This window comes from Kordiimonas lipolytica, assembly GCF_042651265.1.
Lineage (GTDB): Bacteria > Pseudomonadota > Alphaproteobacteria > Sphingomonadales > Kordiimonadaceae > Kordiimonas > Kordiimonas lipolytica.
Genome location: NZ_JBHSCR010000014.1, coordinates 257,600 through 281,064, shown reverse-complemented (window position 1 = coordinate 281,064; position 23,465 = coordinate 257,600). Strand labels below are relative to the sequence as shown.

General features: G+C 55.7%; 26 protein-coding genes. 12 read left to right on the top strand and 14 right to left on the bottom strand.

Annotated features, from left to right (window positions below; all coding sequences use genetic code 11):
• Positions 1-48: 48 nt before the first annotated feature.
• The 6 genes from ACFO5Q_RS13925 to ACFO5Q_RS13900 form a co-directional block, all read right to left on the bottom strand.
• On the bottom strand, positions 49-582 hold the full coding sequence (locus tag ACFO5Q_RS13925) for a response regulator (RefSeq protein WP_068143639.1): 534 nt from the start codon (positions 580-582) through the stop codon (positions 49-51).
• Between the two features lie 107 nt (positions 583-689).
• Entirely contained in the window at positions 690-1,193 is a 504-nt protein-coding gene (locus ACFO5Q_RS13920; RefSeq protein WP_068143637.1) for a response regulator, read from the bottom strand.
• Between the two features lie 145 nt (positions 1,194-1,338).
• Positions 1,339-2,595: a hypothetical protein gene (locus ACFO5Q_RS13915; RefSeq protein ID WP_068143635.1), complete on the bottom strand. Its 1,257-nt coding sequence runs from the start codon at positions 2,593-2,595 to the stop codon at positions 1,339-1,341.
• Between the two features lie 146 nt (positions 2,596-2,741).
• Entirely contained in the window at positions 2,742-3,464 is a 723-nt protein-coding gene (locus tag ACFO5Q_RS13910) for a TerC family protein (protein WP_068143633.1), read from the bottom strand.
• A 36-nt stretch (positions 3,465-3,500) separates the two neighbouring features.
• Positions 3,501-4,529 carry a bifunctional riboflavin kinase/FAD synthetase gene (locus tag ACFO5Q_RS13905; protein ID WP_068144071.1) on the bottom strand — a complete coding sequence of 343 codons (1,029 nt, stop codon included), beginning with the start codon at positions 4,527-4,529 and terminating at the stop codon, positions 3,501-3,503.
• Positions 4,530-4,743: 214 nt separating this feature from the next.
• Positions 4,744-4,872, bottom strand: a complete 129-nt coding sequence (locus ACFO5Q_RS13900) for a hypothetical protein (protein WP_269448945.1) — start codon at positions 4,870-4,872, stop codon at positions 4,744-4,746.
• Positions 4,873-5,129: 257 nt separating this feature from the next.
• Here ACFO5Q_RS13900 and ACFO5Q_RS13895 point away from each other — a divergent pair, with 257 nt between their 5' ends.
• A complete protein-coding gene (locus ACFO5Q_RS13895) occupies positions 5,130-5,516 on the top strand; it encodes a response regulator (RefSeq protein ID WP_068143631.1) in 387 nt (128 codons plus the stop codon).
• Entirely contained in the window at positions 5,516-6,490 is a 975-nt protein-coding gene (locus ACFO5Q_RS13890; protein ID WP_068143629.1) for a protein phosphatase CheZ, read from the top strand. The genes ACFO5Q_RS13895 and ACFO5Q_RS13890 overlap by 1 nt, the downstream gene beginning before the upstream one ends.
• Before the next feature lie 67 nt (positions 6,491-6,557).
• On the opposite strand, the gene ACFO5Q_RS13885 is transcribed toward ACFO5Q_RS13890, so the two are convergent.
• Together ACFO5Q_RS13885 and ACFO5Q_RS13880 are read right to left on the bottom strand one after the other, a co-directional pair.
• Positions 6,558-7,445 carry a TIGR01459 family HAD-type hydrolase gene (locus tag ACFO5Q_RS13885; RefSeq protein WP_068143627.1) on the bottom strand — a complete coding sequence of 296 codons (888 nt, stop codon included), beginning with the start codon at positions 7,443-7,445 and terminating at the stop codon, positions 6,558-6,560.
• Positions 7,446-7,510: 65 nt separating this feature from the next.
• Complete coding sequence (locus ACFO5Q_RS13880; RefSeq protein WP_068143626.1) at positions 7,511-9,025, bottom strand: EAL domain-containing protein; 1,515 nt, start codon at positions 9,023-9,025, stop codon at positions 7,511-7,513.
• Positions 9,026-9,199: 174 nt separating this feature from the next.
• Here ACFO5Q_RS13880 and ACFO5Q_RS13875 point away from each other — a divergent pair, with 174 nt between their 5' ends.
• The 3 genes from ACFO5Q_RS13875 (at position 9,200) to ACFO5Q_RS13865 (ending at position 10,847) form a co-directional block, all read left to right on the top strand.
• Positions 9,200-9,925 (top strand): DUF748 domain-containing protein, encoded by a 726-nt coding sequence (locus ACFO5Q_RS13875; RefSeq protein WP_068143623.1) that lies wholly within the window; start codon positions 9,200-9,202, stop codon positions 9,923-9,925.
• Between the two features lie 73 nt (positions 9,926-9,998).
• A complete protein-coding gene (locus ACFO5Q_RS13870) occupies positions 9,999-10,298 on the top strand; it encodes an SCP2 sterol-binding domain-containing protein (protein ID WP_068143621.1) in 300 nt (99 codons plus the stop codon).
• A gap of 21 nt (positions 10,299-10,319) precedes the next feature.
• Positions 10,320-10,847: a hypothetical protein gene (locus tag ACFO5Q_RS13865; protein ID WP_068143620.1), complete on the top strand. Its 528-nt coding sequence runs from the start codon at positions 10,320-10,322 to the stop codon at positions 10,845-10,847.
• A gap of 8 nt (positions 10,848-10,855) precedes the next feature.
• On the opposite strand, the gene ACFO5Q_RS13860 is transcribed toward ACFO5Q_RS13865, so the two are convergent.
• Both ACFO5Q_RS13860 and ACFO5Q_RS13855 read right to left on the bottom strand, forming a co-directional pair.
• Positions 10,856-11,335: a GrpB family protein gene (locus ACFO5Q_RS13860; RefSeq protein WP_068143618.1), complete on the bottom strand. Its 480-nt coding sequence runs from the start codon at positions 11,333-11,335 to the stop codon at positions 10,856-10,858.
• A 54-nt stretch (positions 11,336-11,389) separates the two neighbouring features.
• Complete coding sequence (locus ACFO5Q_RS13855; RefSeq protein WP_156431849.1) at positions 11,390-11,863, bottom strand: hypothetical protein; 474 nt, start codon at positions 11,861-11,863, stop codon at positions 11,390-11,392.
• A 244-nt stretch (positions 11,864-12,107) separates the two neighbouring features.
• Here ACFO5Q_RS13855 and ACFO5Q_RS13850 point away from each other — a divergent pair, with 244 nt between their 5' ends.
• The 4 genes from ACFO5Q_RS13850 to ACFO5Q_RS13835 all read left to right on the top strand — a co-directional run bounded on the left by ACFO5Q_RS13850 (position 12,108) and on the right by ACFO5Q_RS13835 (position 15,070).
• Complete coding sequence (locus ACFO5Q_RS13850; protein WP_068143614.1) at positions 12,108-12,893, top strand: hypothetical protein; 786 nt, start codon at positions 12,108-12,110, stop codon at positions 12,891-12,893.
• Between the two features lie 156 nt (positions 12,894-13,049).
• A complete protein-coding gene (locus tag ACFO5Q_RS13845) occupies positions 13,050-13,400 on the top strand; it encodes a hypothetical protein (RefSeq protein ID WP_156431848.1) in 351 nt (116 codons plus the stop codon).
• Between the two features lie 231 nt (positions 13,401-13,631).
• The gene (locus ACFO5Q_RS13840; RefSeq protein ID WP_380084399.1) at positions 13,632-14,768 is read left to right on the top strand and encodes an acyl-CoA dehydrogenase family protein; all 1,137 of its coding nucleotides are present in this window, start codon (positions 13,632-13,634) and stop codon (positions 14,766-14,768) included.
• A gap of 122 nt (positions 14,769-14,890) precedes the next feature.
• Positions 14,891-15,070 (top strand): hypothetical protein, encoded by a 180-nt coding sequence (locus tag ACFO5Q_RS13835; RefSeq protein WP_068143608.1) that lies wholly within the window; start codon positions 14,891-14,893, stop codon positions 15,068-15,070.
• Positions 15,071-15,158: 88 nt separating this feature from the next.
• Here the strand turns inward: ACFO5Q_RS13835 and ACFO5Q_RS13830 are convergent, their stop codons facing one another.
• Positions 15,159-15,746, bottom strand: coding sequence for a hypothetical protein (locus ACFO5Q_RS13830; protein ID WP_068143605.1), 588 nt, complete (start codon positions 15,744-15,746; stop codon positions 15,159-15,161).
• 68 nt (positions 15,747-15,814) lie between these two features.
• On the opposite strand from ACFO5Q_RS13830, the gene ACFO5Q_RS13825 reads away from it, so the two are divergent.
• Entirely contained in the window at positions 15,815-16,204 is a 390-nt protein-coding gene (locus ACFO5Q_RS13825; RefSeq protein ID WP_068143603.1) for an MAPEG family protein, read from the top strand.
• A gap of 46 nt (positions 16,205-16,250) precedes the next feature.
• Here the strand turns inward: ACFO5Q_RS13825 and ACFO5Q_RS13820 are convergent, their stop codons facing one another.
• The 3 genes from ACFO5Q_RS13820 to ACFO5Q_RS13810 form a co-directional block, all read right to left on the bottom strand.
• Positions 16,251-17,408 (bottom strand): acyltransferase family protein, encoded by a 1,158-nt coding sequence (locus ACFO5Q_RS13820; protein ID WP_068143601.1) that lies wholly within the window; start codon positions 17,406-17,408, stop codon positions 16,251-16,253.
• Between the two features lie 103 nt (positions 17,409-17,511).
• Positions 17,512-18,414 (bottom strand): TIGR02285 family protein, encoded by a 903-nt coding sequence (locus ACFO5Q_RS13815; protein WP_068143599.1) that lies wholly within the window; start codon positions 18,412-18,414, stop codon positions 17,512-17,514.
• Positions 18,415-18,509: 95 nt separating this feature from the next.
• Complete coding sequence (locus ACFO5Q_RS13810; protein WP_068143597.1) at positions 18,510-20,870, bottom strand: transketolase; 2,361 nt, start codon at positions 20,868-20,870, stop codon at positions 18,510-18,512.
• A 180-nt stretch (positions 20,871-21,050) separates the two neighbouring features.
• On the opposite strand from ACFO5Q_RS13810, the gene pabB reads away from it, so the two are divergent.
• Complete coding sequence (gene pabB / locus ACFO5Q_RS13805; protein ID WP_197420916.1) at positions 21,051-22,910, top strand: aminodeoxychorismate synthase component I; 1,860 nt, start codon at positions 21,051-21,053, stop codon at positions 22,908-22,910.
• A 245-nt stretch (positions 22,911-23,155) separates the two neighbouring features.
• Positions 23,156-23,362 (top strand): hypothetical protein, encoded by a 207-nt coding sequence (locus ACFO5Q_RS13800; RefSeq protein WP_156431847.1) that lies wholly within the window; start codon positions 23,156-23,158, stop codon positions 23,360-23,362.
• The last annotated feature ends 103 nt before the right edge of the window (positions 23,363-23,465 follow it).

Sequence of the window (23,465 nt, the reverse complement as noted above, 5' to 3'; positions counted from 1 at the left end):
GCACTTTTATCAATCTTGACCGGAAGTGTCGAGCGGAAAGGCGGTCTTTTAAAGCCCCTTGAAGACCTTTTTCTGGTTGGCAACCGGGAAAACACCTTGCTGCTTCTTCCGGCGCTCGGGCCCGGAATAGCTTCCCCCACCCACACGGCGATCAGGGCCATAATAGCCTGTCACACGAATGAAGGGCTTTGGGTGCGACAGGATATCTTCCAGATTCTTCACCAGGCTTGCCGTGGTGAAAGGCATCACCACCATTTTGTTGACACCTGCATCACGCGCCTGATGGACGCTTTCACGGTCCGGGTCCTTAAGCGCATATATGATGGGCGCAACAGAGATTGGCGCATTCATCATGCGGATAAAACGGCAGAAATCGATGCCGCCTATGTCAGGGAAAGTGTCTTCAATTAGCAGAAGGTTGAACTGTTCCGCTTTCATCTTTTCCATGGCATCGCGATTGTTTTCAGCAACCTGATAGCTTATGGCCCCTTGTTCCTTGAACACAGCCCGCGCACCAATGGCAGCCTGGCCATTGGCCATAGCGATCAGCACTCGAAGATCGGATTTCTCGCCCAGCCTCACGCGCGGCCCTCCCAGACAGACTTATATGTTTGACGTCTTTCGTCATATAAGACGCAGGCAGCTAACTCAAGCGCGGCTTATAATTTTCATTAATGGACTTGCCGGGATCAGCTCTTCACGCCACGGAGAATCTTCATTTGGGTGGCCCGGTCGATTGAAGTCGGCGTTTTCGAGCGACGGTCAACACCACCTGGGGGTGGCACACTCCGGGTCCGGCGATCCGGCCCATTATAGCTGGTGTCCTGGATAATGGGACGCGGATCATTTGCCGCATCCTCCATTGCCTTGATCAGGCTAGCGCCGGAGAATGGCATCACTGCAATCTTGGTGGCTCCGGCATCCCGAGCCGCAATCACCTTTTTCTGGTTCGGCTCATGAATGCCGAAAATAACCGGCGCCACAGCCATCGGGCTGTTGGTCAGGCGGAGGAACCGGCAGAAATCTATGCCCCCCAGGTCAGGGAAATGCTCGTCGATCACCAGCATATTATAGCTATGATCCAGCATCATCTCCACCGCGTCGCGGTTATTGGCGGGCGTAAAGACGCCCACCCGCCGCCTGAGCAGGATATCTTTCAGGCTTGCAGCCGCTTGAGCGTTCCCAAGCGCCATTAAGACATGAAGATTGGCCAGACTGTCTATTGGACCGCTAATCGCGTCACCTCCAAAGTGGTTTCACGACCAGCCTAAGGTGCCATGATTAAAGGTGCGTTAATCACGTTGAACAGCACCACCAAATAGCGCGGGCACCCCGGCGCTAGATGGCATCAATAATGGCCTGTACCACTTCGACCTCTTCTTCAACAAGCAGCAGCTTCTTACCAAGAGGCACCGTGATCTTGGTTTTGCGGTCTAGGTTGTCTGTCACCCAGATTGCAGCATCAACACTACCCACTTCCGTGCCGGTAAAGTTGACGAGCTTGTAATATTTGGCGGGCAGGTTCTGGATCAGTTTCTCCAGAATCTGCTTCTGGCCCGAGGACTCCTGCTGGCGCGTACGGGTATGGGTTGTTTTTTGCGAAAAAGGGCTTCCGATTTCGACATCCAGCGCGGACACGGACGGAATGCTCCAGGTGCGTTCCTTGCCCTGCTGGTCCACCAGAAGATTCCTGTTTGTGTTGGAGGACTGGAAATCCATTTCGTAAGTCCCAAAAGGGCCCTCCCCGTCTCGATCCACAAGCTCGAAGTCCAAGGCAAAGATCACTTCGCTCGTTGACCCGGCATCGATGTAGTTGCCCGTAGGGGTCAAGCTGGTGACCATGCCGAAGCTGTCCAGATATTTGCTGGAATCACCTGAGAAGCTTGTCGCGCCGATATTGATAATGTTGCGCCAGATATCGAGCCCATCGCGAAGCTTGAGAGATAGCGGCGTTTTAAAGATACCAACCTGATAGTCGCTGCCTGTATTGATCCCCACCAGTTCACCCTCAATATCCTCAACTGTTGGGTCAACCAGCTGCTGAATGGGCCTCATACGGCCGCAATCATCGGGCAGATACAGTCGCAGTAACTGGCCGTCATTGTTCGTGCCCTTGAAATAGAAACCCACAATCCGAGTACCGTATTTCTTGTGGCTGGCACCACGGCGGGCCACCGAATAGAAAGTGCCAATCTCAATGATTGTATTGAAGTCGGCAAAAGTCAGCTGGCTTCGCTGCAAGCTCGACGAAGTCAGTCCAATCGACCTGCGACGGCCACCATCGGCCAATCCTTCAACGCCCTGCAAAGGCGCAAGTCCTGACACATCTGTCGAGGCGCGGAAAAAATAATTCAACTGCGTGAATATCAGTTGCTCCGGCTCCCCCCTGTTCAGGAGCTCGGCCCCTTTCAGGTCACCGAAAACATCAATCACCTGGACGTTCGCGACATCGCCCACCGCCTTGATCCGGTTGCTGATCGCCGTATTGACCGCGTTGACAACATTGGTCCGACTTTGGGCAGCTGTTGGTGGGTTGCCCTCTGTCCCTGGGCCGTAGGCTGGTACCGCATCTTCGCCATTGAAGGTGATAATCATTTCCGCTCTCCCTGATCCTGGTCAAGCCGCCAAGAGGGCGGCGCTTTTGAATAGAAACGGAAACAGGAGGCCTCTGTGAACCACAGGCACAAAGAAGCCCGGCCCCTTCCGGCACCAGGCTTCCACTTTTGCATTTGCGGTTTGAACTAGCTTTCTTGCTTTGCCAGCTTGCGGCGGCGCCTGAGAAGGTTGAGGCATTCAACACCCAGGGAATAGGCCATCGCGAAGTAAATGTAACCTTTGGGCACATGGAAGCCGAGCCCTTCCGCCACAAGGAACACACCAATGAGCATGATAAAGCTAAGCGCCAGAATCTTGAGCGTAGGGAAACGCTCGATGAAGCTGGCGATATAGCCGCTTGAGAACATCATCACCAGCATGGCGATGGTCATGGCAGCAATGATGACTGGGATGACTTTTGTCATGCCCACAGCAGTCATTACGGAATCGAAACTAAAAATTATATCGATGAACACCACCTGCGCAATCACTGCAGCCATACCGCCTGTAGCGGCTTTGATCTCTGCCTTATAGTCCCCCGTTACTTCGTCGTGAATACTGTTGGTGCCTTTATAGAGCAGGAATCCACCCCCAAGGAGCATCAGGATATCCTTACCGGAAAACTCCTGGCCAAAGAGCGTCAGCCAGGGTGTCTGCAGGCTGATAATCCAGGCAACACCCAGGAGAAGCAGAATTCGCATCAGGAGCGCCAGTGTCAGGCCAATCATGCGGGCCCGTTTCCTCTGACCTTCCGGCAAATGCCCTACCAGCAACGCAATGAAGACCACATTGTCGATGCCCAGAATGATTTCGAGCGATGTCAGTGTCAGAAAGCTGACCCAAATGTGATAATCAAGTAGAAGTTCCATTGCGTCCCCCGTATGAATTTGTGCGCTTCAAAACCCCTAACGGGCACGGATATGTGGCTCTGGAAAGAGGTTGAGATAGCGATCAAGTGTTGGCGCCTCAAGGCGGTCACGGGCATTTTCGGGCTCTGCCAGGACAATCCTCGCCACACGGCTGTCCCGGTGTATCTGATTCTTGAGCGCCTCAATCCCCTCGAACTTCTGTTCCGGACGCAGGAAAGCGACCAGTTCGACACGCAAATGCTTGCCGTACAAGGTTTCATCGAAGTCAAACATATGCACTTCAAGAAGGACATCACGTTTATCGAAAGTCGGCCGTTTTCCGACATTGGCAACACCGTGGATTACCCGATCATCGCCTTCGATATGCACCCGCACGGCGTAGACGCCCAATTTCGGCTGAAGGCTCTCCCCCAACTCTACATTGGCTGTCGGAAATCCAATGGTACGGCCACGTTGATCGCCCTTCGTTACCCGGCCATTGATCGACCACCAGTGCCCAAGAAGCGCGGCGGCTTTGCGTGCCTCACCGGCCTGCAGCGCCTGCCGAACCAGGGTAGAGCTATAGACTTCTCCGGCATAGCCTTCGAGCCCAACTGTGACAGGCTTGATGACACTGAGGCCAAAGCCTTCCATTTCTCCCATCCAGGCCAGCACATCCGTGCCGCCTCCGCGCCCCTTGCCGAAACGGTAGTCATAGCCCACGAACACATGTTTGGTATCAAGGCCCTTCAGGAGAATTTCAGTAACAAAATCCTGGGCAGGCATGCCGGCCAGAGACTTGTCAAAAGGCAGAACCAGAAGTTGGTCAACGCCAAACTGTTCTAAAAGCTGTGCCCGCTCACGAAATGGGGTCAGGCGAAACGGCGGCGCCTTGGGAGCAAAAAAGCTGACCGGGTGAGGTTCTGTCACCACCACCGTAAGGCCCAGCTTCATCTCACGTGCCAGACGCCCTGCTTCACCGATGACCACCTGGTGCCCCCGGTGGAAGCCGTCGAAATTGCCGAGCGCAACAACATTGCCGCGATGCTCGGCGCCAACCTCATTGATGTGCCTCAGAAGGCGCATGGTGTGAACCATCCTCGTTGCTACCCGACCGCTGTGTTTTCTGGGGCCCGGTTGTTCAGTTGCCGCAATTTAAGCGGCTGGTCGGCTCGGGACATACACCAATGCGTCACCCGTCACCACTGTTTTGTCCCCTACCATACAATTGGTTTTGGAAGACACCCGGTTCTTTTCCAAAGACGTTACTTCCACCGTTGCGACGACAGTGCCCCAATTTTTACAGGTGCAAAGGATTAACGTCACCGGAAACTTCCGAAAACGCCTCAAACATTTCAGCCGTAACGGCTGTTGTGATCGACTCGCTCTGGCCAATGGCTATATCTTCAAAAAAAAGCTGCTGTACCATTTATGCCTCCTTCAGGCATACTGAAGCAGGAATATCGACCTAAATGGCGGAATTCTTTGCATTTTGTCCACCTTTTCTTGGGTATGATAGCTTTGGCGCGCAATAATATGGTTTCAAATGAACGAGTTAGTGTTTGAAACTTACGCAGCGATGGGTTAACCAATTCTTCATGCTATCGGGGCTAGTGTCCTGTTTAGGAATTTAGCGGTGTCACGTTGGCACTGAGGGTGCGTAATCAATAATATTGAGGAATTATCATGGCCGTTGATATGGGTATGCCGATCCTTATCGTCGACGACTACAAGACAATGCTGCGGATTGTCCGCAACCTTTTGAAGCAGCTTGGCTTCAACAATGTGGACGAAGCAACCGACGGTGCTATGGCGCTTGAAAAAGCACGGGCCAAACAATATGGCCTGATCATCTCCGACTGGAACATGGAGCCGATGACCGGTTACGAGTTCCTGAAAGAGGTTCGCGCCGACAACGTAATCAAAAACACACCATTCATTATGGTTACGGCAGAATCCAAGACGGATAACGTGATTGCGGCGAAAAAGGCCGGCGTTAACAACTATATTGTTAAGCCGTTCAACGCTGCGACGCTGAAAACCAAATTGGTAGCGGTGCTCGGAGACTTCTGATGACCAATCCGGCGCTTCCGAAGCAGATCCAACTGCTAGTCGACAGCTTACGGAAGCAAGATACGACGCAACTGTCTTTGACCGATGTCGCATCGGTAACCGAAGTGCTGATCGGAACAATGTCGGTTTTCTTCAAATCAATCGATACGTCTATTTACCGGGAATGCCGATCGCTGAGCGATTATATCTCCAACGCGCGGAAAGAGATTGCATCCTTGCAGCCGGGCGATCTGGAAAGCGCCAGGATTCCACGCGCTGGCCTGGAACTGGATGCGATTGTTCAGCAGACCGAGGAAGCCACCAATACCATCATGGAGGCTGCCGAGGAAATCATGGCGCTGGACCCTGACGACAAAGACAATTATGTCGCCACCAGCCAGGACGCCGTGATGCGTATTTTTGAAGCCTGTTCCTTCCAGGACATCACAGGCCAACGCATTTCCAAGGTCGTTGAGACGCTCGCACACATTGAAACCCGCGTCATGGAACTGCGTGACCTTCTTGGTGTTACCGAACAGGACATCGAGGAAGCCAAGGAAGCCGCAGGCCCTATTCCGGAAGACAGATCGCTGCTGTCCGGCCCTGCACTCGAAGGCGAAGGCATCAACCAGTCAGAGGTTGACGCCCTCATGGGCACCCAGGCCAAGGCTGCGGAAACGGCTGCAGCACCAGCCCCTGAGCCTGCTCCAGAGCCTGCCCCGAAACCTGAGCCAAAACCGGAACCTAAAGTAGAAGCTCCGAAGGCCGTTTCGCCCAAACAACTCGACAATATGTTCGAGGAGGATTTCGATCCGGTAGCCGAGCACGAGGCAAAGGAAGCCGAGAAGAAAGCGGAAGAGGCGAAAAAAGCCGAGGAAGAAAAGAAAAAGGCTGAAAAGAAAGCCGAGCCGGCCAAAGAAGCCAAAGAGGAAGAGATCGATCTTCCCGAAGGTGAAGAGGTCAGCCAGGACGATATCGACGCCCTGTTCGGCTAGGCCAGCTTGACAGTTCAAAAGGAACCGGGTCTGGAGCTTGCTTCGGCCCGGTTCTTTCTTTGGGCTCCTACCACTTCAGGCTATGCATGACAGCATGCGGTACAGCCTTTTCCTTACCAAATATCTTTCGGAAGGCATGCACAGGCACACGCCCTTTGTTCGAGGCCTGGTCGAGAAGCGGGGCATCATTGCGGTGAATCCCCCCTGTGATAAAGATCCCCCGATAACCTGCGGCACCTGCTCCCGCTATATCTGTCTGCAGGCTGTCCCCGATCATCATGACCCTTTCGCCGGTGGTGTCCGCGTCCAGGCCGACTTCCTTGACACAAGACCTCAGAGCTTTCGGGGTGGGCTTTCCAAACCAATGCACATCCCCGCCCATTGAGGCATAGAGGTCCGCCACAGCGCCGGCACAGGGGTAAAGGCGATCACCCACATGCACGATCCTGTCAGGGTTCGCGCACAAAAAGGGAACACCCCGCTCTGCGGCGGTTCGCAACCAGGGGCCATGGGCATCAATATCGCGGAAGTCCAGATCAGTCGCCAGGATGATCTCGGCATCATCCGGGTGCCCCACCTCTTGAACTGGCAGGCCTTCAACAGTGTTGCGATCACCTTCCGGCCCAAGATGATAGAGCTTCGCACCCGAATACAGCTCGCGCACCTCATCGCGTGCCAAGCCGCCCGAGGTCACGACGAAATCCGTCAGCGAAGAAGGCAGACCCATTTCAAGCAAATGATCCCTTACATAGCCGCGCGGACGCGGAGCGTTGGAAAGGAAAACGGTCTTCGCCCTTGCAGCGCGTGCCTTCTGGATCGCGTCAACCGCACCAGAATGCAGCTTCAGGCCATCATGCATCACGCCCCAAAGATCACAGATCACAAGGTCTGTTTCGTCCATCAATTCACTTAGTCCAGCGGCTATATGCACGCTGGTACCGGATGAGTTCGGCATGAAACTGCCTCCAGATTTTGGAGCTAGGGCTTAGGCGGACACCCGAATGACCTACTCGTTACAAATTAAAATTCGCTGCTCAGATTAGCGGCAGATGTTGGTTCGCCGAACAGATATCCCTGGGCATATTCCACCTTGGACTCCAGCGCCATTAGCACATCATCTTCGCTCTCAACCCGGCTCGCAATCAACTGCATGCCGTTCCGTCGCAGGAACGATTTGATCGCTTCCACATCCCCTTCTTCAGGATGCGCAGCCATCAAATCACCCAAATCGGCCTTGATGAATTGGAACTTATTCTCACCCAAATAGGTGAAGTCCTTATTGAAATCCTTCACCAGATCCATTGAGAAACCAAACCCCTTGCGCCCAAGCGCCAGAAGCCGTTCCTTCACCTCGCCTGGCAGCATATAATAATCTTCCTGGCTGATTTCAAACACCAGGCGGTCACGGAACTCCGAATTGGCCGACATGAAATCGATGAACTGCGGGAAGAATTCTTCATCCTCCATTGAGTAACGGGACATATTGATGAAGAAGCGCACCTTCGGGCGCCGCTTGCCAAGCCGGCGCACCAGTTGGATCAGGCGGAACAGCAGGAGGTTGTCGATTGTCCCGATCAGCCCCTTGTTTTCAGCCACCCTCATATATTGGCGCGGCAGGATGATACGACCTTCTTCGTCCCGCACACGGGAAAAACATTCATAATGGACCGACCGCCTGGCAGGCAGTGTCACAATCGGCTGCAGGTAAAGGTCAACCCGGTTCTCTGCAAGCGAACTTCGGATCACAGACAGAAGCTGATCCTCGCGCTTGATCAGGCGAATTTGCGCTTTCTTACCGCGCACCGGCGCTTTGGGGGTTGGGCGGTTTGGCCGCGGCGCATCGGAGCCCGGCTCTACGCCCTCATCCTCACCCTCTTCATCCTGGGGCAAAGGCTCCATCTCTTCACCGTCGCCCTCGTCCACAACTGCCATCGCGGCCTCTTCCGGCGTCAGTTCGATTTCATCAAGCTCAAGCCCGCCATCATCGTCCACGTCACCTTCAGGCTCCAACTCAAGAGCCGATTCCGGTGTCTTGCCTTGTTTGGTTTCAGCCTTCGTGTCGACCACTTTTTCCGGCACATGGTCTGCGCTCAGCGCCAGCGCCTCTTCATCGGTTGGCTCAAGGATACCAGCCTTACCGCCCCGTTGTGCGATTCTGGTAGCCTTGGGCACCTTGGCTTCAAGCTCCACCTCGCGCTTCATCAGCTGCGTCAGAAGGGTATGCAGTACCTTCAGTTCACCGACGACTTCATCGCTTTTTTCGTCACCTTGCTCCGTCTTGCGTCGGGTCCGTTCCAAGTCCCCACGAAGGATGGTTGTCACATCTTCAAGAACGGCCACCCGAGCGGACGTTTCTTTTTCGATCCGCCTTACGGTGAAAAGATTTTGTATCTGCCAGGCCCCGAAAAAAACCACGACCCCCAGGAGCTGCGCCAATTGTTCAGGCATCCCGAACAGGCGCGGTGGGATTATCATCACCGCGAGCCCCAAGATCATATAGGACACCAGCAGGAGAACTTGCGTCAGCACAGCCATGAAATCACCACCCTTTATCGGTCAACTTGCCAAGCTTTGCCGCCATGCTGGCATAACTGACGGGATTCGTTAAGACTTTTGTTCACGCATTCCCTCAGCCTTATGCCTTAACAAGGCCGTAAAACAGTGCCATCATAATCGCCAATCGGATCGAAGCGGGACGGAGGCACGACAATGAAAAAACTATTTCTTGGATTGGTGGTTATTCTGCTGGTAGGCGTAGGCGTCGCCTACAGCCAGATCAACACCATCGTAAAAGCCGGCGTTGAAACCGGTGGGCCAAAAACCCTCAAGGTTCCTGTGACAGTTGAAAGCATCAACTTGTCGCCCTTTTCCGGAAAAGTCAGCTTCAAGGGGCTTGAGATCGGCCAGCCCGAAGGCTATGGGGAAGGCCAGATTGCCAGCCTTGGCAGTTTCGACATGCAGCTGCAGCCAAGCACGCTCCTGTCTGACCATGTAATCATCGACAGTATCGTGATTGATTCTCCCATGCTGGATGCCCGCCGAATCGACGGCAAAACCAATTTCGAGCAGCTGCAGCAGAATGTGGGCCCAGCAGACGATACCAAGCCGTCAAACATTACCCTCACCATCAAGAAAATGGTGATCAGGGCGCCTAAGGTTGCCGTGAAAACCGAAGGCGCGCTGAGTGTGGACAAGACAATCGAGCTCGCTGACTTCACCATAACCGACCTTGGCACAGATGAGAAAGGCATGGCGCCAGCAGAGATCGCGCGCCACGTCATGTCCGTGCTGCAGCCACAGATTGCGCAGGCCCTCATCAAAGCTGGCGCATCCGACAAACTGAAAGAGCTTGTAAAAGACAAGGAAGGGTCGCTTGAAAAAGGCATCACCAGCCTCGTTGGTAAGCTGAAGAAGAAAAAAGACGACCAGAACTGAGATATAAGCAATAACTGATTGATTTCTGGACTGTTAAGTCCAATATTCACTATCAGTTGCAAGGGAGGACATTATGTCACTGGAAAAAATCACTGAAGAAATCCGCGGCCGCGTTGGTTCGCATTCCCCACTCGCCGCCATTATCAAGTTCGATTTCGGCGACGACGGCGTTGTCCGCATTGACGGCAAAGCGTCTCCAACTGTTGTTGATAATGAGGATTCCGAGGCTGACTGCACTGTGAAAGTCACCATGGACAACTTCGTCCAGATCGCCGAAGGAAATCTCAATCCACAGATGGCTTTCATGACCGGTAAATTGCGTGTAGAAGGCGACATGAGCCTTGCCATGCAGCTTGGCTCGATCCTGGGTTAAGCAACTGGTTTAAAGGTTATCATGCTGGAAAAATTTCGCTCCCTCGCCATCGGGCTTTGTCTTTTTGTCATAGTCATTGGACTGGCAGTCTATTTCCTGGTCCAGATCGGCGGGGGCGATAGTATTTTCGGCGATGAAAGCGGCACGCTTGAGACCGTTGAGTTTGAGACGCTGGCCTTCGAGGGGGACGATAGCGGGTACCTTTTGTGCCCGGCCACCCTGTGCGAGGCAGCAATCACCAACGGTCCAGCAGCCCGCTTCGAGGTGGATGCCCGTACGCTCCGCCTCGCTCTTGCCGACTATGTGGACGGCATGCCCACGATCCGCACTTATGGCTTTGATCCCGTCAATAACCAGTTTGACTTCCTCGAACGCCTGCCTGGCGAGAGCATTCCAGCGGTCCTGACGGTTCGGGTCATCGAAATCGACAACTATACAAGCGCCTTGGCAATCTATAGCCGCAAGCCGATTGGCGACAGCAAACCGGGCGAACATGAGAAACGGGTAAACCGTTGGCTCACGATCCTGTCTTCCCAACTCGCGTCCTAACTGTCACTTTACCCAAGGTCTGCCAAAACAGCCTCAATGAAGGTTGACTTTGCCGTACGGTAGTCCTGCATGGACTTTCCGTGCCAATCCCGCTTTAGCTGATTATAGGCCTCGAGAAGCACTGCATCTGAAGTCAGTGCATCCAGAAAAGGCAGAAACACATCATATTGCCCGCCATGGACAGTCAGTTGCACAGCAACGTCCAAATCATCGGGGATCAAATAGCCCTGAAAGTCACATGTCGAAAGCTGTTCAGAGTTCCGTGGAAAAACTTCATCAAGAGTATCGCGGGCCTCGGTAAATGCGTTTGGAGCTACACGCACCAAAAGATCAATATCCTGTTTGCCGATTGCACCGGCCACTGCGGTACTGCCGACCTCACGAACATCCGCATCCGGCAAGATCGCCTTGACGGCAGACGCCGTAGCCTCTGCCTGCCGCTTCAACAAGGCAGCATCCCAGTGCTGAATGTAAAATTTTTCGGTCATGGATTAGCTCAAAAGATTGAGGGACGAATTAGGGGACTGGAAAAAAAACAGCGCCTAAATCAGGCTGCCGGAAGCATATTGCACAGGGCCCGACTGGGCTTCTTCGACATCATCATCATAGACATGAGCATGAGATGCCGCATCTTCGGCCACGGAAGCATCGCTGGCTTCGCCACGCAAGATGCTGTTGGCCGCGATCGTATCCTTGATGTTGGACTGTGTCGCCAGATAGCGGTTTTTTGCCCGCTCGAAGTTGGAGACTGGCGGCAAGGGAGCGTTGGCTTCCTGCGTTCTTGTTTGGGCCAGAAGAAACGAAACGCCGTTACCAAGCAAACCTCGACCGGGTTGTGGCGGTGGCGTGCCCTGCCCAGGCAGAAGACGCCCCGATTCGCCCTGACCCTGGTTCAGGCTCCGACTGAAGTCTGCTGACTGGCCTGAAGACGCACTGCTGGGGCGCGCGGAAGGACGTTCCGCACGGGAAACAGGGCTCGCACCCCGCGAACTTGCAGCAAAAGCAGCATCAGCCATTTTTGCACCCAACTTGTTTCACCCACTGGCAGTTTACAGTCTTCGCCCTGTTCTGGCAATGAGGCAACGTGATGTCTTGTGCCAAAAGGCGCGATTCCGTGCTGGTATTTGGGGGATCGCTTGTGCTATCGCTCAGGCCATAGGGGGCAGTCTCTGGCTTGAATAGGCTATTCAGGCGCACCATCTGGGAGGAGGTGCAGAGGGACAGCTGCGAACAAACTCAAGAATAAAGCGAATAGTTGACATGGATAATAATACGCTTGCCATTTACATTCACGAACTGAGGAACCAGTGCCTTCACGCGCAGGCTTCGTTCGACCTTTTCAACCAGGCTGTTATGAACCAGGCAGCCAATGGTGTCCTTTACGGCGGCCAGATGGTCCTGATGCCGTCGAGCCAGATTTCATTGCTCTTGTGGCCAACGCGCGCCCGTGCCCGCGGTCGGGGAGAAGCGCTGCGTAAAGCACTGCAACTGCCTGAGAAGCACCCGCTGAACGACCGCCGTCTGGCCGAGCTTTGGGAACGCGCTGATGAGAAGGTCGAGGAGTGGATCGGCAACACCAAAGGCCGCCAGGTTATTTTCGATTTCGTCGGCGACCCTGCCCAGATAGGTGACGGCAATACGCCGGAAGAATGCATCTACCGCGCCTATAACCCGAACACACATACATTCTACTATCGCGGCGTCGGGTATAACCTACAGGCCGTGGCGAAAGCCCTTTCGGACGTTGGCGGCCGCGTAAATGCCGTCTATCGCCAACTGTTCCCGGAGCATGCCAAGGCGGAAGACGAAGCCCGCGCGAAAGCAATGGAAGCCCAGCAAGCAGCCGCGGCAGCACAGCAACCATCTGCAGCGCCACAGGCAGCCGAGGCACCGGCGGCGAATGACGTAGCGCCCGAGCCGATCGACCTCTCCGGCGGTGAAGCCGAAGCAGAGGCAAAGCCTGCGAAAAAGGCGGCTCCGAAGAAAAAGCCGGCAGCCAAGAAACCAGCACCAAAGAAGAAAGCTGCGGCCAAGAAGGCTGACTAGAACGCCGACCAATCAAAGAAGGGCTGGCCCAGTGCCGGCCCTTTCTTCATTCAACGCCACCTGTCGCCGCCCAATTTTGGCCAAGCTGTTATGGCAGTTGTTCTATGAGCCAAACTTTGTATGATGCGGTCTCTGACTGGTAAGGATAAGAAATCGATGATGAAAACCCTGTCTCTAGTATTTGCTGGCTTCCTGGTGATGAGCGCGCCTGCGACTGCAGCCGATTGTGGCGAGCCCCCGATGGACCAGCCACCCGTTCCCGACGGCAGTGTTGCAACCGCCGACCAGATTCGCGACAGCCGCGATGCCATCGTGGAATATTCCAAAAAGGTGGATGAATATCTCACCTGCATGGACCAGCGGGCCGCGAAAATCATGCCTTACCTGACAAAAGAACAGCAGGCGCGCTGGGATGAAGACCTGGCCGCCGTCCACGAGCGCCGCCGCCAACTGCAGATCCGCATGAACGAAGCGATCCGCGCCTACCGCCGGTCACAGGACGGATAAAAGGGCACTCCGAATGCAAAAGGGCACTCGGGGGGCACACCCATAGGGAACAAAAAGCCCTATCAACGAACGGAAGGGACCAATCGGTCCCTTTTTTTGTGCCCGCACGCTCGCTACTTCCCCTTGACAAACCGGCAATTAGTGGACTGTTCCGTCCATTTTATTTGACAGCTCCCCGACCCCGCCCCATCTTCATAGACCAGAGGGAACAAATGGGAAGGAAACCACATGCTGGCCCGCCGTGCAGTTTATGACGAAGAGCACCATATTTTCCGGGACGCTGTCCGCAAATTCTTTGAAGCCGAAGCCACCCCCTATACAGCGGAATGGTCAAAGGCCGGGCAGGTGCCCCGCGAATTCTGGAACAAGGCGGGTGAAGCCGGAATCCTGTGCCCGCAGATGCCGGAAGAATATGGCGGCGTTGGCGGCGACTACCGCTTCAACTGCGTGATCAACGAAGAGCAAGTCTACACCCGCGCGGGTGGTGCAGCATTGGCGGTGCATTCAGACATCGTGGCGCCATACCTGTTTCACTATGGGTCCGACGACCTGAAAGAACGCATCCTGCCGAAAATGGCCACTGGTGAGATGGTCGGCGCCATCGCCATGACGGAACCAGGCACCGGGTCTGACCTGCAGGGCATCAAGACCACCGCGAAGTTGGACGGCAACCATTATGTGGTGAACGGCCAGAAGACCTTCATTTCAAACGGCCAGAATTGCGACTTTGTCATCGTGGCCTGCAAAACCAACCCGGGTGAAGGCGCGAAGGGCGTCAGCCTGATTGTGGTGGAGGCCGACCGCGAGGGTTTTCGCCGCGGTCGCAACCTCGAGAAAATTGGCCAGCATTCATCGGACACGTCAGAGCTGTTCTTCGACGAGGTCCGTGTCCCGGCCACCAACCTGATCGGGCATGAAGGGGCGGGTTTCATGTATCTGATGCAGCAGCTGCCGCAGGAACGCCTGTCGATCGGCGTGATTGCCATGGCTGGCGCGCAGCGTGCGTTCGATATCACGCTGGATTATGTCAAGGAACGCCAGGCGTTCGGACGTCCGATCGCAAAGTTCCAGAACACCCGCTTCAAGCTGGCGGAAATGAAAACCGAGATTGATGTGGGCTGGGCCTTCATCGACCAGTGCCTTGCCCGCCATGTGAAAGGCGAACTGGACGCTGTGGGCGGCGCCATGTCCAAGCTGTGGACAACCGAGATGCAGGGCCGCGTTGTGGACACCTGCGTGCAGCTTCACGGTGGCTACGGTTTCATGGCCGAATATGAGATCGCGCACCACTATACAGACAGCCGGGTCCAGCGCATCTATGGCGGTACGTCTGAGATCATGAAGGAACTGATCGGGCGCTCGCTATAGCCTGCCCGACCAAAAAGGCGAAAATAGCCATCGGGGTGATTGCAGGGGCTTTTGCTTCATGCTAGACCGGCGCTTGTGAGATGTTTTTAAAACACCAAACAAGCAGAATTAAGGACACCCCTATGGCTCGCCGCAAAGTTACCCTGAAAGCAGCACTTCCACATGGCACCTTCTATTGGGTTACCGATGTTGAAGCGTCCTCAGAAGAGGAAGCTGTTGTCGCGGCCGAGAACCTGTTCCTGGCCGAGATGGAAAACATCGACGAATGGGAATTCACTGATTTTGACGTGGCCGACGACTAGGTCCTCTGTAACTGCCGGGCGTTCTGGCTGGCGCTTGCCACAACCACATCCATCCATATCTCCCACGAGACAGTAGCTTCACCGCCATCTATTCTTCGGTGGTTGCGCATCCCTCTGACGTTCCGTCTACCCATCGATCCAGCGCCTTAAGCGATGCGTCGACCCTCTTTTGCTCGTCGTCCAGGCTGGTAAAAAACCAGAACCGCTCTTCATAGCCCTTGGGGCGCACCATGTCATAAAGGCGTACGCGGGTACTGCACGGCCCTTCCGGCGTCAGCTCGACACGGAACCAGCGTGTATCCTTGTCCGATTCCTGAACCGTGGCGTAGACGCGGGCCTGCACGACTTCGGTCGTGCGCTCAACGGCATGCCACCGCTTATATTCTTTCTTCCAGCGCGCGAGGCGTGTCGACTCGACCTTATCCGGCGCCCCCATATAGGGCGCATAATCGATCTGCCACGCCTGCCAGTTGCTCCGGCGCTCGGGTGTATATATCCAGGGCCAGATAGTTTCTGCGGCGTAGGGCAGCACGGCTTCCTGCTGCACTTCGAAGGCGGAATCGATCACGATGACCGCCCGGTAGGCAACGCTTACGAAAAAGGCCGCGATCAATGCCACAACGGATTTGTGCAGCAAGTTCCAGTCCCTGAACCGATCTTTGACTTTCCGATCCACTTGTATTCCTTACTTGACCTTCATGCCTTCTGGCACCACCCTTCTCCCATAGCAACCGGGGAGGGCTTATGACTATTACCATAATTTCTGCAAGCTTTTTGGGCCTGCTTCTTTTCTATTTATCATATAACGTTGCAAAAAACAGAGGGCGCGCCAAAGTTTCTATCGGCGACGGCGGCGACGAAGGCCTGCAGAACGCCATCCGGGCACACGCCAACCTTATCGAATACGCGCCGATGGCCATGATCCTGATCGGGCTTCTGGAATATCGGGGCGTGAACAGCGTTTTCCTGATCGTGCTGTCTGCCTTCTTTGTGGTTGGGCGCTATATGCACGGGCTGACTTTCGGCAAATTCGAAGGCCGCAACCCGTTCCGCTTTTGGGGCACCGTCTTCACTTGGCTGGTGATCCTGATCGCCAGCGTCGTAGGGCTTCTGAGCGGCTACGGCGTAATCTAGTCAGTTGCAGCAAAAGCAGATCAAGAAGCGGCTGCGGCCGCTTTTTCTATTTCTCAGGCACGTCCGCAGTGGCAACAACAGGCTGTGGCCTGGCGATGGCAGCCTGCCGCCTGAACAGGGTGCGGCCAGGCACCTCGACATACCGGTAAGTCAGCGTCGCCGAAACAACAGACACAGCCACAAAGGCCACCAGATAGACAGTCCGGTATTGAAGCGGCAGTGCGTCAAATCCAAAGACCTGTTTCAGCTGTGGCAAGTACGCCCAGAAAACCATGAACCAGACCCCATGCATCAGATAGACAGAGTAGGAAATCTTGCCCAAATAGCGCGGCAAAGCTGTTTCCATTATCCGTGAGAAGTTGGCCCGGTTGCTTGCGCCCGCGATCACCAGCAAGGCGAAAAGCGGCGGCAATGTCAGGTCGCTCCAGTCGTAATGCAGCGCCAGGGCAATCAGAGCGAGAACGATGAAGACAACACCGTCCGTCTTCAACCAGGATTGCCACACCCCCTGCCTGTAAAAACGATAAAGGCCCACCCCCATCGAAAATTCAAACAGGCACCGGAAGAAGCCATAGTTGAAAGTGATGTCCAGCTTACCTTCAGGATGCACAAGAGATAGCAGGCAGACGCCTGCAAACCCCATAATGACAAGCGCTGCCGCTGCCCTGCCCCGGCCAATCAGAACCAGCATCAACATGCCCACAAAGTAGGTCCACCATTCTGCACCGATAGACCAAGACACAATATTCCAAGACAGAAACACATATTGGTCCATCGCGTTAGTCAGCAGAAAGTTGCTGGGCAGGGCTGCGGGCGAAAAATAGGTTCGCATGCTGTCATCCATCAGATGAGGCTGGAACGCTTCCAGTCCCTGCCAGAAAAGGATCAGCAGCAGCAGTGTAAAAAGATGCAACGGGTAAATCCGAAGGAACCTGGCCTTCAGGTAAGCACGCACCGCCGGAAGGCCCAGCCCGGTCTCAAAATGACCTGCATAGACGTGGGTAATAACAAAGCCGCTTAGCACGAAAAAGAAGTCCACCCACATGTAGCCACCGGTGATCAGCCCCGTCACTTCATGCGGAACCAAGGGCCCCAAATTGCGATAGAACAGACTTACATCGATATGAAACAGCATTACCCAGGTGGCGGCAATGCCGCGCATGGCGGTTAATGACGGCAAATAGCCCGCCTGACGGTCGCTCACTTAATTTTCCTCGCTGATGTTTTTGTATTATTTGACGATCATACGCTTAAGGACAGCGCTGTCAATTTAGCTGAAATGGTACCGCGCGCTGTATGGGCTACTGCTATTGAATATCTTGATCAATTGTGGCGGTAACTGCAGCGCGCGCCGAAGGGTCCACCCAGTTCAGATAGTAAGACTGCCATCTTGCATGCGTTTTTGGTTCCGCGATGACGCGGTTCACGGCCGTAATGAAAGCTTTGCCCGCCGCATCTTTCGTGCAGCCAATATGGCTGTGAGAGTTTGTGGAATGACCAGCAACAGGAAGCATCGCAAATTTCGCTTCCACACCCTCGCTCTCCAGCATACGGGCGTAGAACCCAATCTCATCCGGATAGCCGAAGGTATAGCCGATGCGGCCACGGGCCAGCATGCGGAGGACCAGATGCCCCTGCCCCGCGCGCACCACATTGCCCAACCGGGCTTCTTTATCCATGGCGACGTCCAGCTGTTGACCATAGGCACGCCCCTTCACAACTCCGCCCTTCAGTCCGGCTTCGGTGTTTAAAAGCGCCGACAACATCACCTGGCCCTTGTCATCAAGAAATGGCGAAAAGGTTGCCATCATATCCTTCCTGATCACCAGCCGGAGCGGCATGGAGACAAGAATAGGATCAGAAAAAACCATGTAGGTCATGCGTTCGGGCGTTTTCGCCAGTGCCCCGGCACAGGCGCCTTTTTCATGTTCCATGTTCGATATGACCCGTGCCATTGACGTGGCAATCCGGTGGATACGAATGGAAGGCGCGGACCGTTCGATATCTGCCAGAATCTGGTCCTGGTATCCCTGTCCCTCATAGGGGCCTTCGGTGATATAGGAGGGCGGATAGTCAAACAGATACCATGAGATGTCGACAGGTTCTGACGTGTCGCTGTCAGCAAAAGCAGCAGCCGTAAAAAAGGCAGGCAGCACCATGGCCAGCTTCTTCCACCAGGTATTCGCCTGAAGCCGTTTCAAACTAAACACTTGCACTGCCTATCCTTCACCAAACGTCGGGCTGTTTATGAGGGCAGACTACACAAAACAACTCAGAAGGGAAAATTTTTCGCGAAATGTGTCAATCAATCCACCACATACACCGACGCACAGGCATCAAGGATCGCATCCGTGCCAATACGGTACTTGTCGTACAGGTCATCAATGTCGCCCGACTGGCCGAACTGATCGACCCCCAGCGGCATGGTGCGGTGCCCTTTCACGCCGCCTATCCAGCTGAGCGTGGTGGGCGCACCGTCAATCACCGTCACGATCCCTGCGTTCGGCGACAGGCTGGCAAGCAGACGGCCAATATGGCTTTCCCGCCGCACGCCGTCACGCCCGAGCGAGCGAACACTTTCCGACCAGTCCTTGTGCAACAGGTCCGGCGACGGCACAGCCATCAGGCCTGCGCCTGGGACGTCTTCCAGAATTTCCTGAAGGGCGGCATTTGCTTCCGGCGCCACCGCACCTGTGTAGATGATCGCCAGCTCCGCACCTTGGGCCGGCGCGTGTTCCCAATAGGCGCCTTTGAGCATATCGGCCTGCCAGGCATCGCCATCACGCGATGGCTGTTCGAGCGCGCGGGTGGAAAGACGCAGATAGACGGAGCTGCCGTCCGGCGCCTGCATGTAATCAAACCCCCAGGCCATAATGGCCGCCAGCTCATCGGTATAGGCGGGCTCGAAATACACCAGCTTGTCCTGCGCCATGCCGATCACCGGCGTATGGATTGACTGGTGCGCGCCGCCTTCCGGCGCGAGCGTCAGGCCACTTGGCGTGGCCACCAGCATAAAGCGGGCGTCCTGGTAACAGGCGTAATTGAGGGCATCCAGGCCGCGGTTAATGAAGGGGTCATATAGCGTGCCCACCGGGATCAGCCGTTCGCCGAACAGGCTGCCCGCCAGCCCCATGGCAGCAAGCGCCAGAAAGAGGTTGTTTTCGGCGATCCCCAGTTCCATATGCTGGCCCTTGCCGTGGCCTTGCCATATCTGCGGGCTGACCACCTTTTCTGCCTTGAAAACGTCTTCCATCAGGTCGCGGCTGTAGATGCCGCGCTGGTTCACCCAGCCGCCCAGGTTGGTCGATACCGTCACGTCCGGGCTGGTGGTGATGATGCGGTCTGCGAGCTTGCTGGTGCCCTTGCCAAGTGCGTTCATGATCTTGCCAAACGCAACTTGCGTGCTTTGCTTGCCTGAGCCGGGCTCAAGCGCGTCTTCAAGCTTCAGTGTCGGCGCATCATGGCGGCGGGTGGCCGGCTGGTTGAACGGCACTTTCGTCAGAAATTTCTCAAGGTGTGCTGCCTTGTCTTCCATGCCGGCGAACAGGTCCCACTCCTTGCCTTCCGGCACGCCCATCTGCGCCTGCAGCTCCGCCATCTGGGATGGGTTCATCAGGCCAGAATGGTTATCCTTGTGGCCCTGGAACGGCAGGCCGTAACCCTTGACCGTATAGCAGATGAAACAGTGTGGCTGGTCACTGTCGATAGATCGGAAGGTCTCCAAAAGGAGTTCAATGTCATGACCGCCCAGGTTAGTCATCAGCGCCTGCAGTTCAGTGTCTGAATAGCCTTCCAGCAGCTTCTTCACGCCGCGCTTCGCGCCGATGTCTGCCATCAGGCGCTCGCGCCAGGCCGCACCGCCCTTGTAGGTCAGCGCGCTATAAAGCGTGTTGGGGCAGGCATCAATCCAGTCACGGAGCGCGATACCGCCGGGCCTCTTGAACGCCGCCTGCTGCTTCTTGCCGTATTTGATATTGATCACCTTCCAGCCCGTTGTCTCGAAGATGTCAGTGAATCGGGTAAACATGCGGTCGGATGTGATCGAATCGAGGCTCTGGCGATTATAGTCGATCACCCACCAGCAGTTCCTGAGGTTATGCTTATAGCCTTCGATCAGTGCTTCATAGATATTGCCCTCGTCCAGCTCAGCGTCGCCCATAAGGGCGATCATGCGACCAGCCTTGCTGGCGTCCATCAGGCCGCGGTCGATCAGATGATCCTGCACCATGGAGGCAAAAGCCGTCATGGCCACGCCAAGCCCTACAGACCCGGTGGAGAAATCCACATCGTCGATATCCTTGGTGCGGCTGGGATAGCTTTGCGCGCCGCCCAGCGCCCGGAAGCGCTCCAGCTGCTCGCGCGTCTGTTTGCCAAACAGATACTGGATGGCGTGGAACACCGGGCTTGCGTGCGGTTTTACCGCCACCCGGTCTTCGGGCCGAAGCACCCCGAAATAAAGCGCGCACATGATCGCCGCCAGCGAAGCGCTTGAGGCCTGGTGCCCGCCCACCTTGAGGCCGTCGCGGCTTTCGCGGATATTGTTGGCGTGATGGATGGTCCAGGACGACAGCCACTGCACCCGATCATACAGATCAGTGATGGTTTCAAGCTCAGCCGGATCAACGGTGGCGTGCTGGCTCCCTGCGGCATCAGTTATTGGGGGCATCGGGACTTTCCCTCTATATTATGGGGCACGCATATTGACGCGCCTGAAGCTGTGTCACATAAGGACCCGGATTTCGGGACTGGTTCTAATCCGCCAGCCCAACAGTTTCAATAGTAACTAAATATTGGAAAGCAGGCCAGCGCGCCAATCCACCGGCGTGCCCGAATTTGAGACATGAATGTGACCGACCTGAGACACGCGCCGATGGTGCTCCTTGATGATAGCCGCCCGGCGCACCGGGCGGGTCGGTCGCTTCTGTTTCATGACCCGGAAACGGTGATTGTGGCACACACGCTCGAGGAAGTCGGCCCTGCGCTTGAGGCCATGGACGCCGCGCTCGCATCCGGCCTGCACCTGGCGGGCTGGATATCATACGAATGCGCTGCCCATTTCGAGCCGCGCCTGAAGCCCCGGATGACCAAGCGCGCCGATGAGCCGCTGATCTGGATGATGGCCACCCGCCACCGCAAGACCCTGACGCCATCAGATATGACGGAAGCCCTTTTCAGCGCCCGGCGCGGCAACCGGCATATGGCAAAGCTTGAGATCGGTGATTCGCCCGTCACGGAAGTCGACTATCTGGCCGCGATCGAGAAGGTGCATCATTATATTCATGCGGGGGATGTGTATCAGATCAACTACACCTTCCCGCTTCCCTGCACCCTTGAAGGCGACGCGCTTGCGCTTTACGAGCGCCTGCGGGCCAGCCAGCCGGTGCCCTTCGGGGCCTATATCGACACAGGGGCGGATCATGGCGGGCACAAGGTGCTATCGCTTTCGCCGGAGCTGTTCGTCAGGCGCGAGGGCGACAGGCTGACCGGCAAGCCGATGAAAGGCACAGCGCCCAGGGGGCTGACCCTTGAAGCGGACGAAGCCGTGGCCGCCGCGCTCAAGAGCGATGAGAAATCGCGCGCCGAAAACCTGATGATCGTCGACCTGATCAGGAATGACCTGAGCCGCATCAGCGAGCCCGGCAGCGTGCAGGTCACGGGCCTGTTCGAGACTGAATGCTACCCGACCCTGTGGCAGATGACTTCCACCATCACGGCAAAGGCCAGCGAAGGCCTGACACCATCAGGGCTTCTGAACGCGCTGTTTCCCTGCGGGTCTGTAACCGGCGCGCCGAAGGTACGGGCACTGGAGATCATCGCTGAGCTTGAAGCCGCGCCGCGCGGTATCTACTGCGGCGCCATCGGCCACTTCAGCCCGCCTGATCCGTCTGCGGGCGAAAACGGCCAGATGGACTGGTCCCTCAACGTGCCGATTCGCACCCTGACCTTCGGGCCTGACGGCAAAGGCCGCCTGAGCGTGGGCAGCGGCGTCGTGGCGGACAGCGACCCGACGGGCGAATATGAAGAATGCCTGCTGAAGGCGCGCTTCACCCGCACAGAAGCCAAGGATTTCTCGCTCATTGAAACAATGAAGCTTGAGGTGGACGGCAACTTCGACCTTTTGGACGAGCATCTGGCGCGGCTTGAGGCCAGCGCCCGCTATTTCGATTTCGCTTTAGACCGCGCCGACGCGCTGGCCATGCTTGATGAGCACGGCGAGGCTTGCATGCCACTGGATGCGCCGCGCCGGGTGCGCCTATTGCTAGGCCAAACTGGCGCTGTCACCGTGACCAGTGCCCCGCTTCTGCCCCAGGCGCAGACAGGACGGGTCTGTCTGGCGAAAGACCGCGTGAAGTCAGACGATACCTTCCTGCACCACAAGACAACGAGACGAGAGCTCTATGACGGCGCTTTCGCGCGCGCCTTCAAGGCCGGGTACGACGATATCCTCTTCTTCAATGAAAAGGATGAACTGACGGAAGGCGCCATCAGCAATGTCTTTATTGTCAAGGACGGCCTGTGGCTGACCCCGCCCCTTGCATGCGGTCTTCTGGCTGGCACGCTCAGGCAAGCGCTTCTGGCAGACCATACACCCGCCATCGCAGAACAGATGATTCGCCGCGAGGACCTTCTGGCGGCAGACGAGGTATATATCGGCAACAGCGTACGGGGCCTGCGGCGGGTCACGGTCTCTGACGACACCCGCTAGAAACGGCTCCTGATTCTCCCTGCTGCGCCGATTTTTATGTACCGTGACACCGAATCACCCTCCCTCAGGGGAGGTTTTGCATGCAATTTGGTGGAAAAAAGCTGATCAGCGCTGAATAAATTTTCACCTGCTTTGGATCAATTCGTCGGCAACTGTTAACCCGATTTTTAGAACTGACTGCTAGCATCTTTGCTTGTCGGCAGTAGCTGGCTGCGAGAGGTAAGTGCTTAGTTAAGGGTTACAGTATGCGTTCAACATCTTGTGCTTCACCCCACGGCGGCGCGAGCGATTTTGACACCGGACACATCTCTGAAGATAGCCGGATGTTGGCCAGTCGCTTGTCCAGCCATATGGGAATTGAACATGCAATTCAGGTATCTACCGAGAATCAGTGGCACGGCGTCGTTGCCGCGCTGATGGAGTTGCAGCAGAAAAACGCTACCCGTTCCTGACACTTTCTAAACCATGGTTTGGCGAGCGCACTCAGGTGCCAATCAAAGTCCGAATGCATCCGATACATTCCCATCTGCTTGCATAGATCATTGCTAAACAATT

Coding starts and splice junctions, on each gene's coding strand:
- ACFO5Q_RS13835 (WP_068143608.1), top strand. CDS start 14,891: ATGGCTCGCCGCAAAGTTACCCTGAAAGCAGCACTTCCACATGGCACC.
- ACFO5Q_RS13885 (WP_068143627.1), bottom strand. CDS start 7,445: ATGCCGAACTCATCCGGTACCAGCGTGCATATAGCCGCTGGACTAAGT.
- ACFO5Q_RS13875 (WP_068143623.1), top strand. CDS start 9,200: ATGAAAAAACTATTTCTTGGATTGGTGGTTATTCTGCTGGTAGGCGTA.
- ACFO5Q_RS13920 (WP_068143637.1), bottom strand. CDS start 1,193: ATGGCGCTTGGGAACGCTCAAGCGGCTGCAAGCCTGAAAGATATCCTG.
- ACFO5Q_RS13855 (WP_156431849.1), bottom strand. CDS start 11,863: ATGGCTGATGCTGCTTTTGCTGCAAGTTCGCGGGGTGCGAGCCCTGTT.
- ACFO5Q_RS13880 (WP_068143626.1), bottom strand. CDS start 9,025: ATGGCTGTGCTGACGCAAGTTCTCCTGCTGGTGTCCTATATGATCTTG.
- ACFO5Q_RS13860 (WP_068143618.1), bottom strand. CDS start 11,335: ATGACCGAAAAATTTTACATTCAGCACTGGGATGCTGCCTTGTTGAAG.
- ACFO5Q_RS13850 (WP_068143614.1), top strand. CDS start 12,108: ATGGATAATAATACGCTTGCCATTTACATTCACGAACTGAGGAACCAG.
- ACFO5Q_RS13865 (WP_068143620.1), top strand. CDS start 10,320: ATGCTGGAAAAATTTCGCTCCCTCGCCATCGGGCTTTGTCTTTTTGTC.
- ACFO5Q_RS13910 (WP_068143633.1), bottom strand. CDS start 3,464: ATGGAACTTCTACTTGATTATCACATTTGGGTCAGCTTTCTGACACTG.
- ACFO5Q_RS13915 (WP_068143635.1), bottom strand. CDS start 2,595: ATGATTATCACCTTCAATGGCGAAGATGCGGTACCAGCCTACGGCCCA.
- ACFO5Q_RS13905 (WP_068144071.1), bottom strand. CDS start 4,529: ATGCGCCTTCTGAGGCACATCAATGAGGTTGGCGCCGAGCATCGCGGC.
- ACFO5Q_RS13900 (WP_269448945.1), bottom strand. CDS start 4,872: ATGGTACAGCAGCTTTTTTTTGAAGATATAGCCATTGGCCAGAGCGAG.
- ACFO5Q_RS13870 (WP_068143621.1), top strand. CDS start 9,999: ATGTCACTGGAAAAAATCACTGAAGAAATCCGCGGCCGCGTTGGTTCG.
- ACFO5Q_RS13825 (WP_068143603.1), top strand. CDS start 15,815: ATGACTATTACCATAATTTCTGCAAGCTTTTTGGGCCTGCTTCTTTTC.
- ACFO5Q_RS13895 (WP_068143631.1), top strand. CDS start 5,130: ATGGCCGTTGATATGGGTATGCCGATCCTTATCGTCGACGACTACAAG.
- ACFO5Q_RS13890 (WP_068143629.1), top strand. CDS start 5,516: ATGACCAATCCGGCGCTTCCGAAGCAGATCCAACTGCTAGTCGACAGC.
- ACFO5Q_RS13810 (WP_068143597.1), bottom strand. CDS start 20,870: ATGCCCCCAATAACTGATGCCGCAGGGAGCCAGCACGCCACCGTTGAT.
- ACFO5Q_RS13800 (WP_156431847.1), top strand. CDS start 23,156: ATGCGTTCAACATCTTGTGCTTCACCCCACGGCGGCGCGAGCGATTTT.
- ACFO5Q_RS13845 (WP_156431848.1), top strand. CDS start 13,050: ATGATGAAAACCCTGTCTCTAGTATTTGCTGGCTTCCTGGTGATGAGC.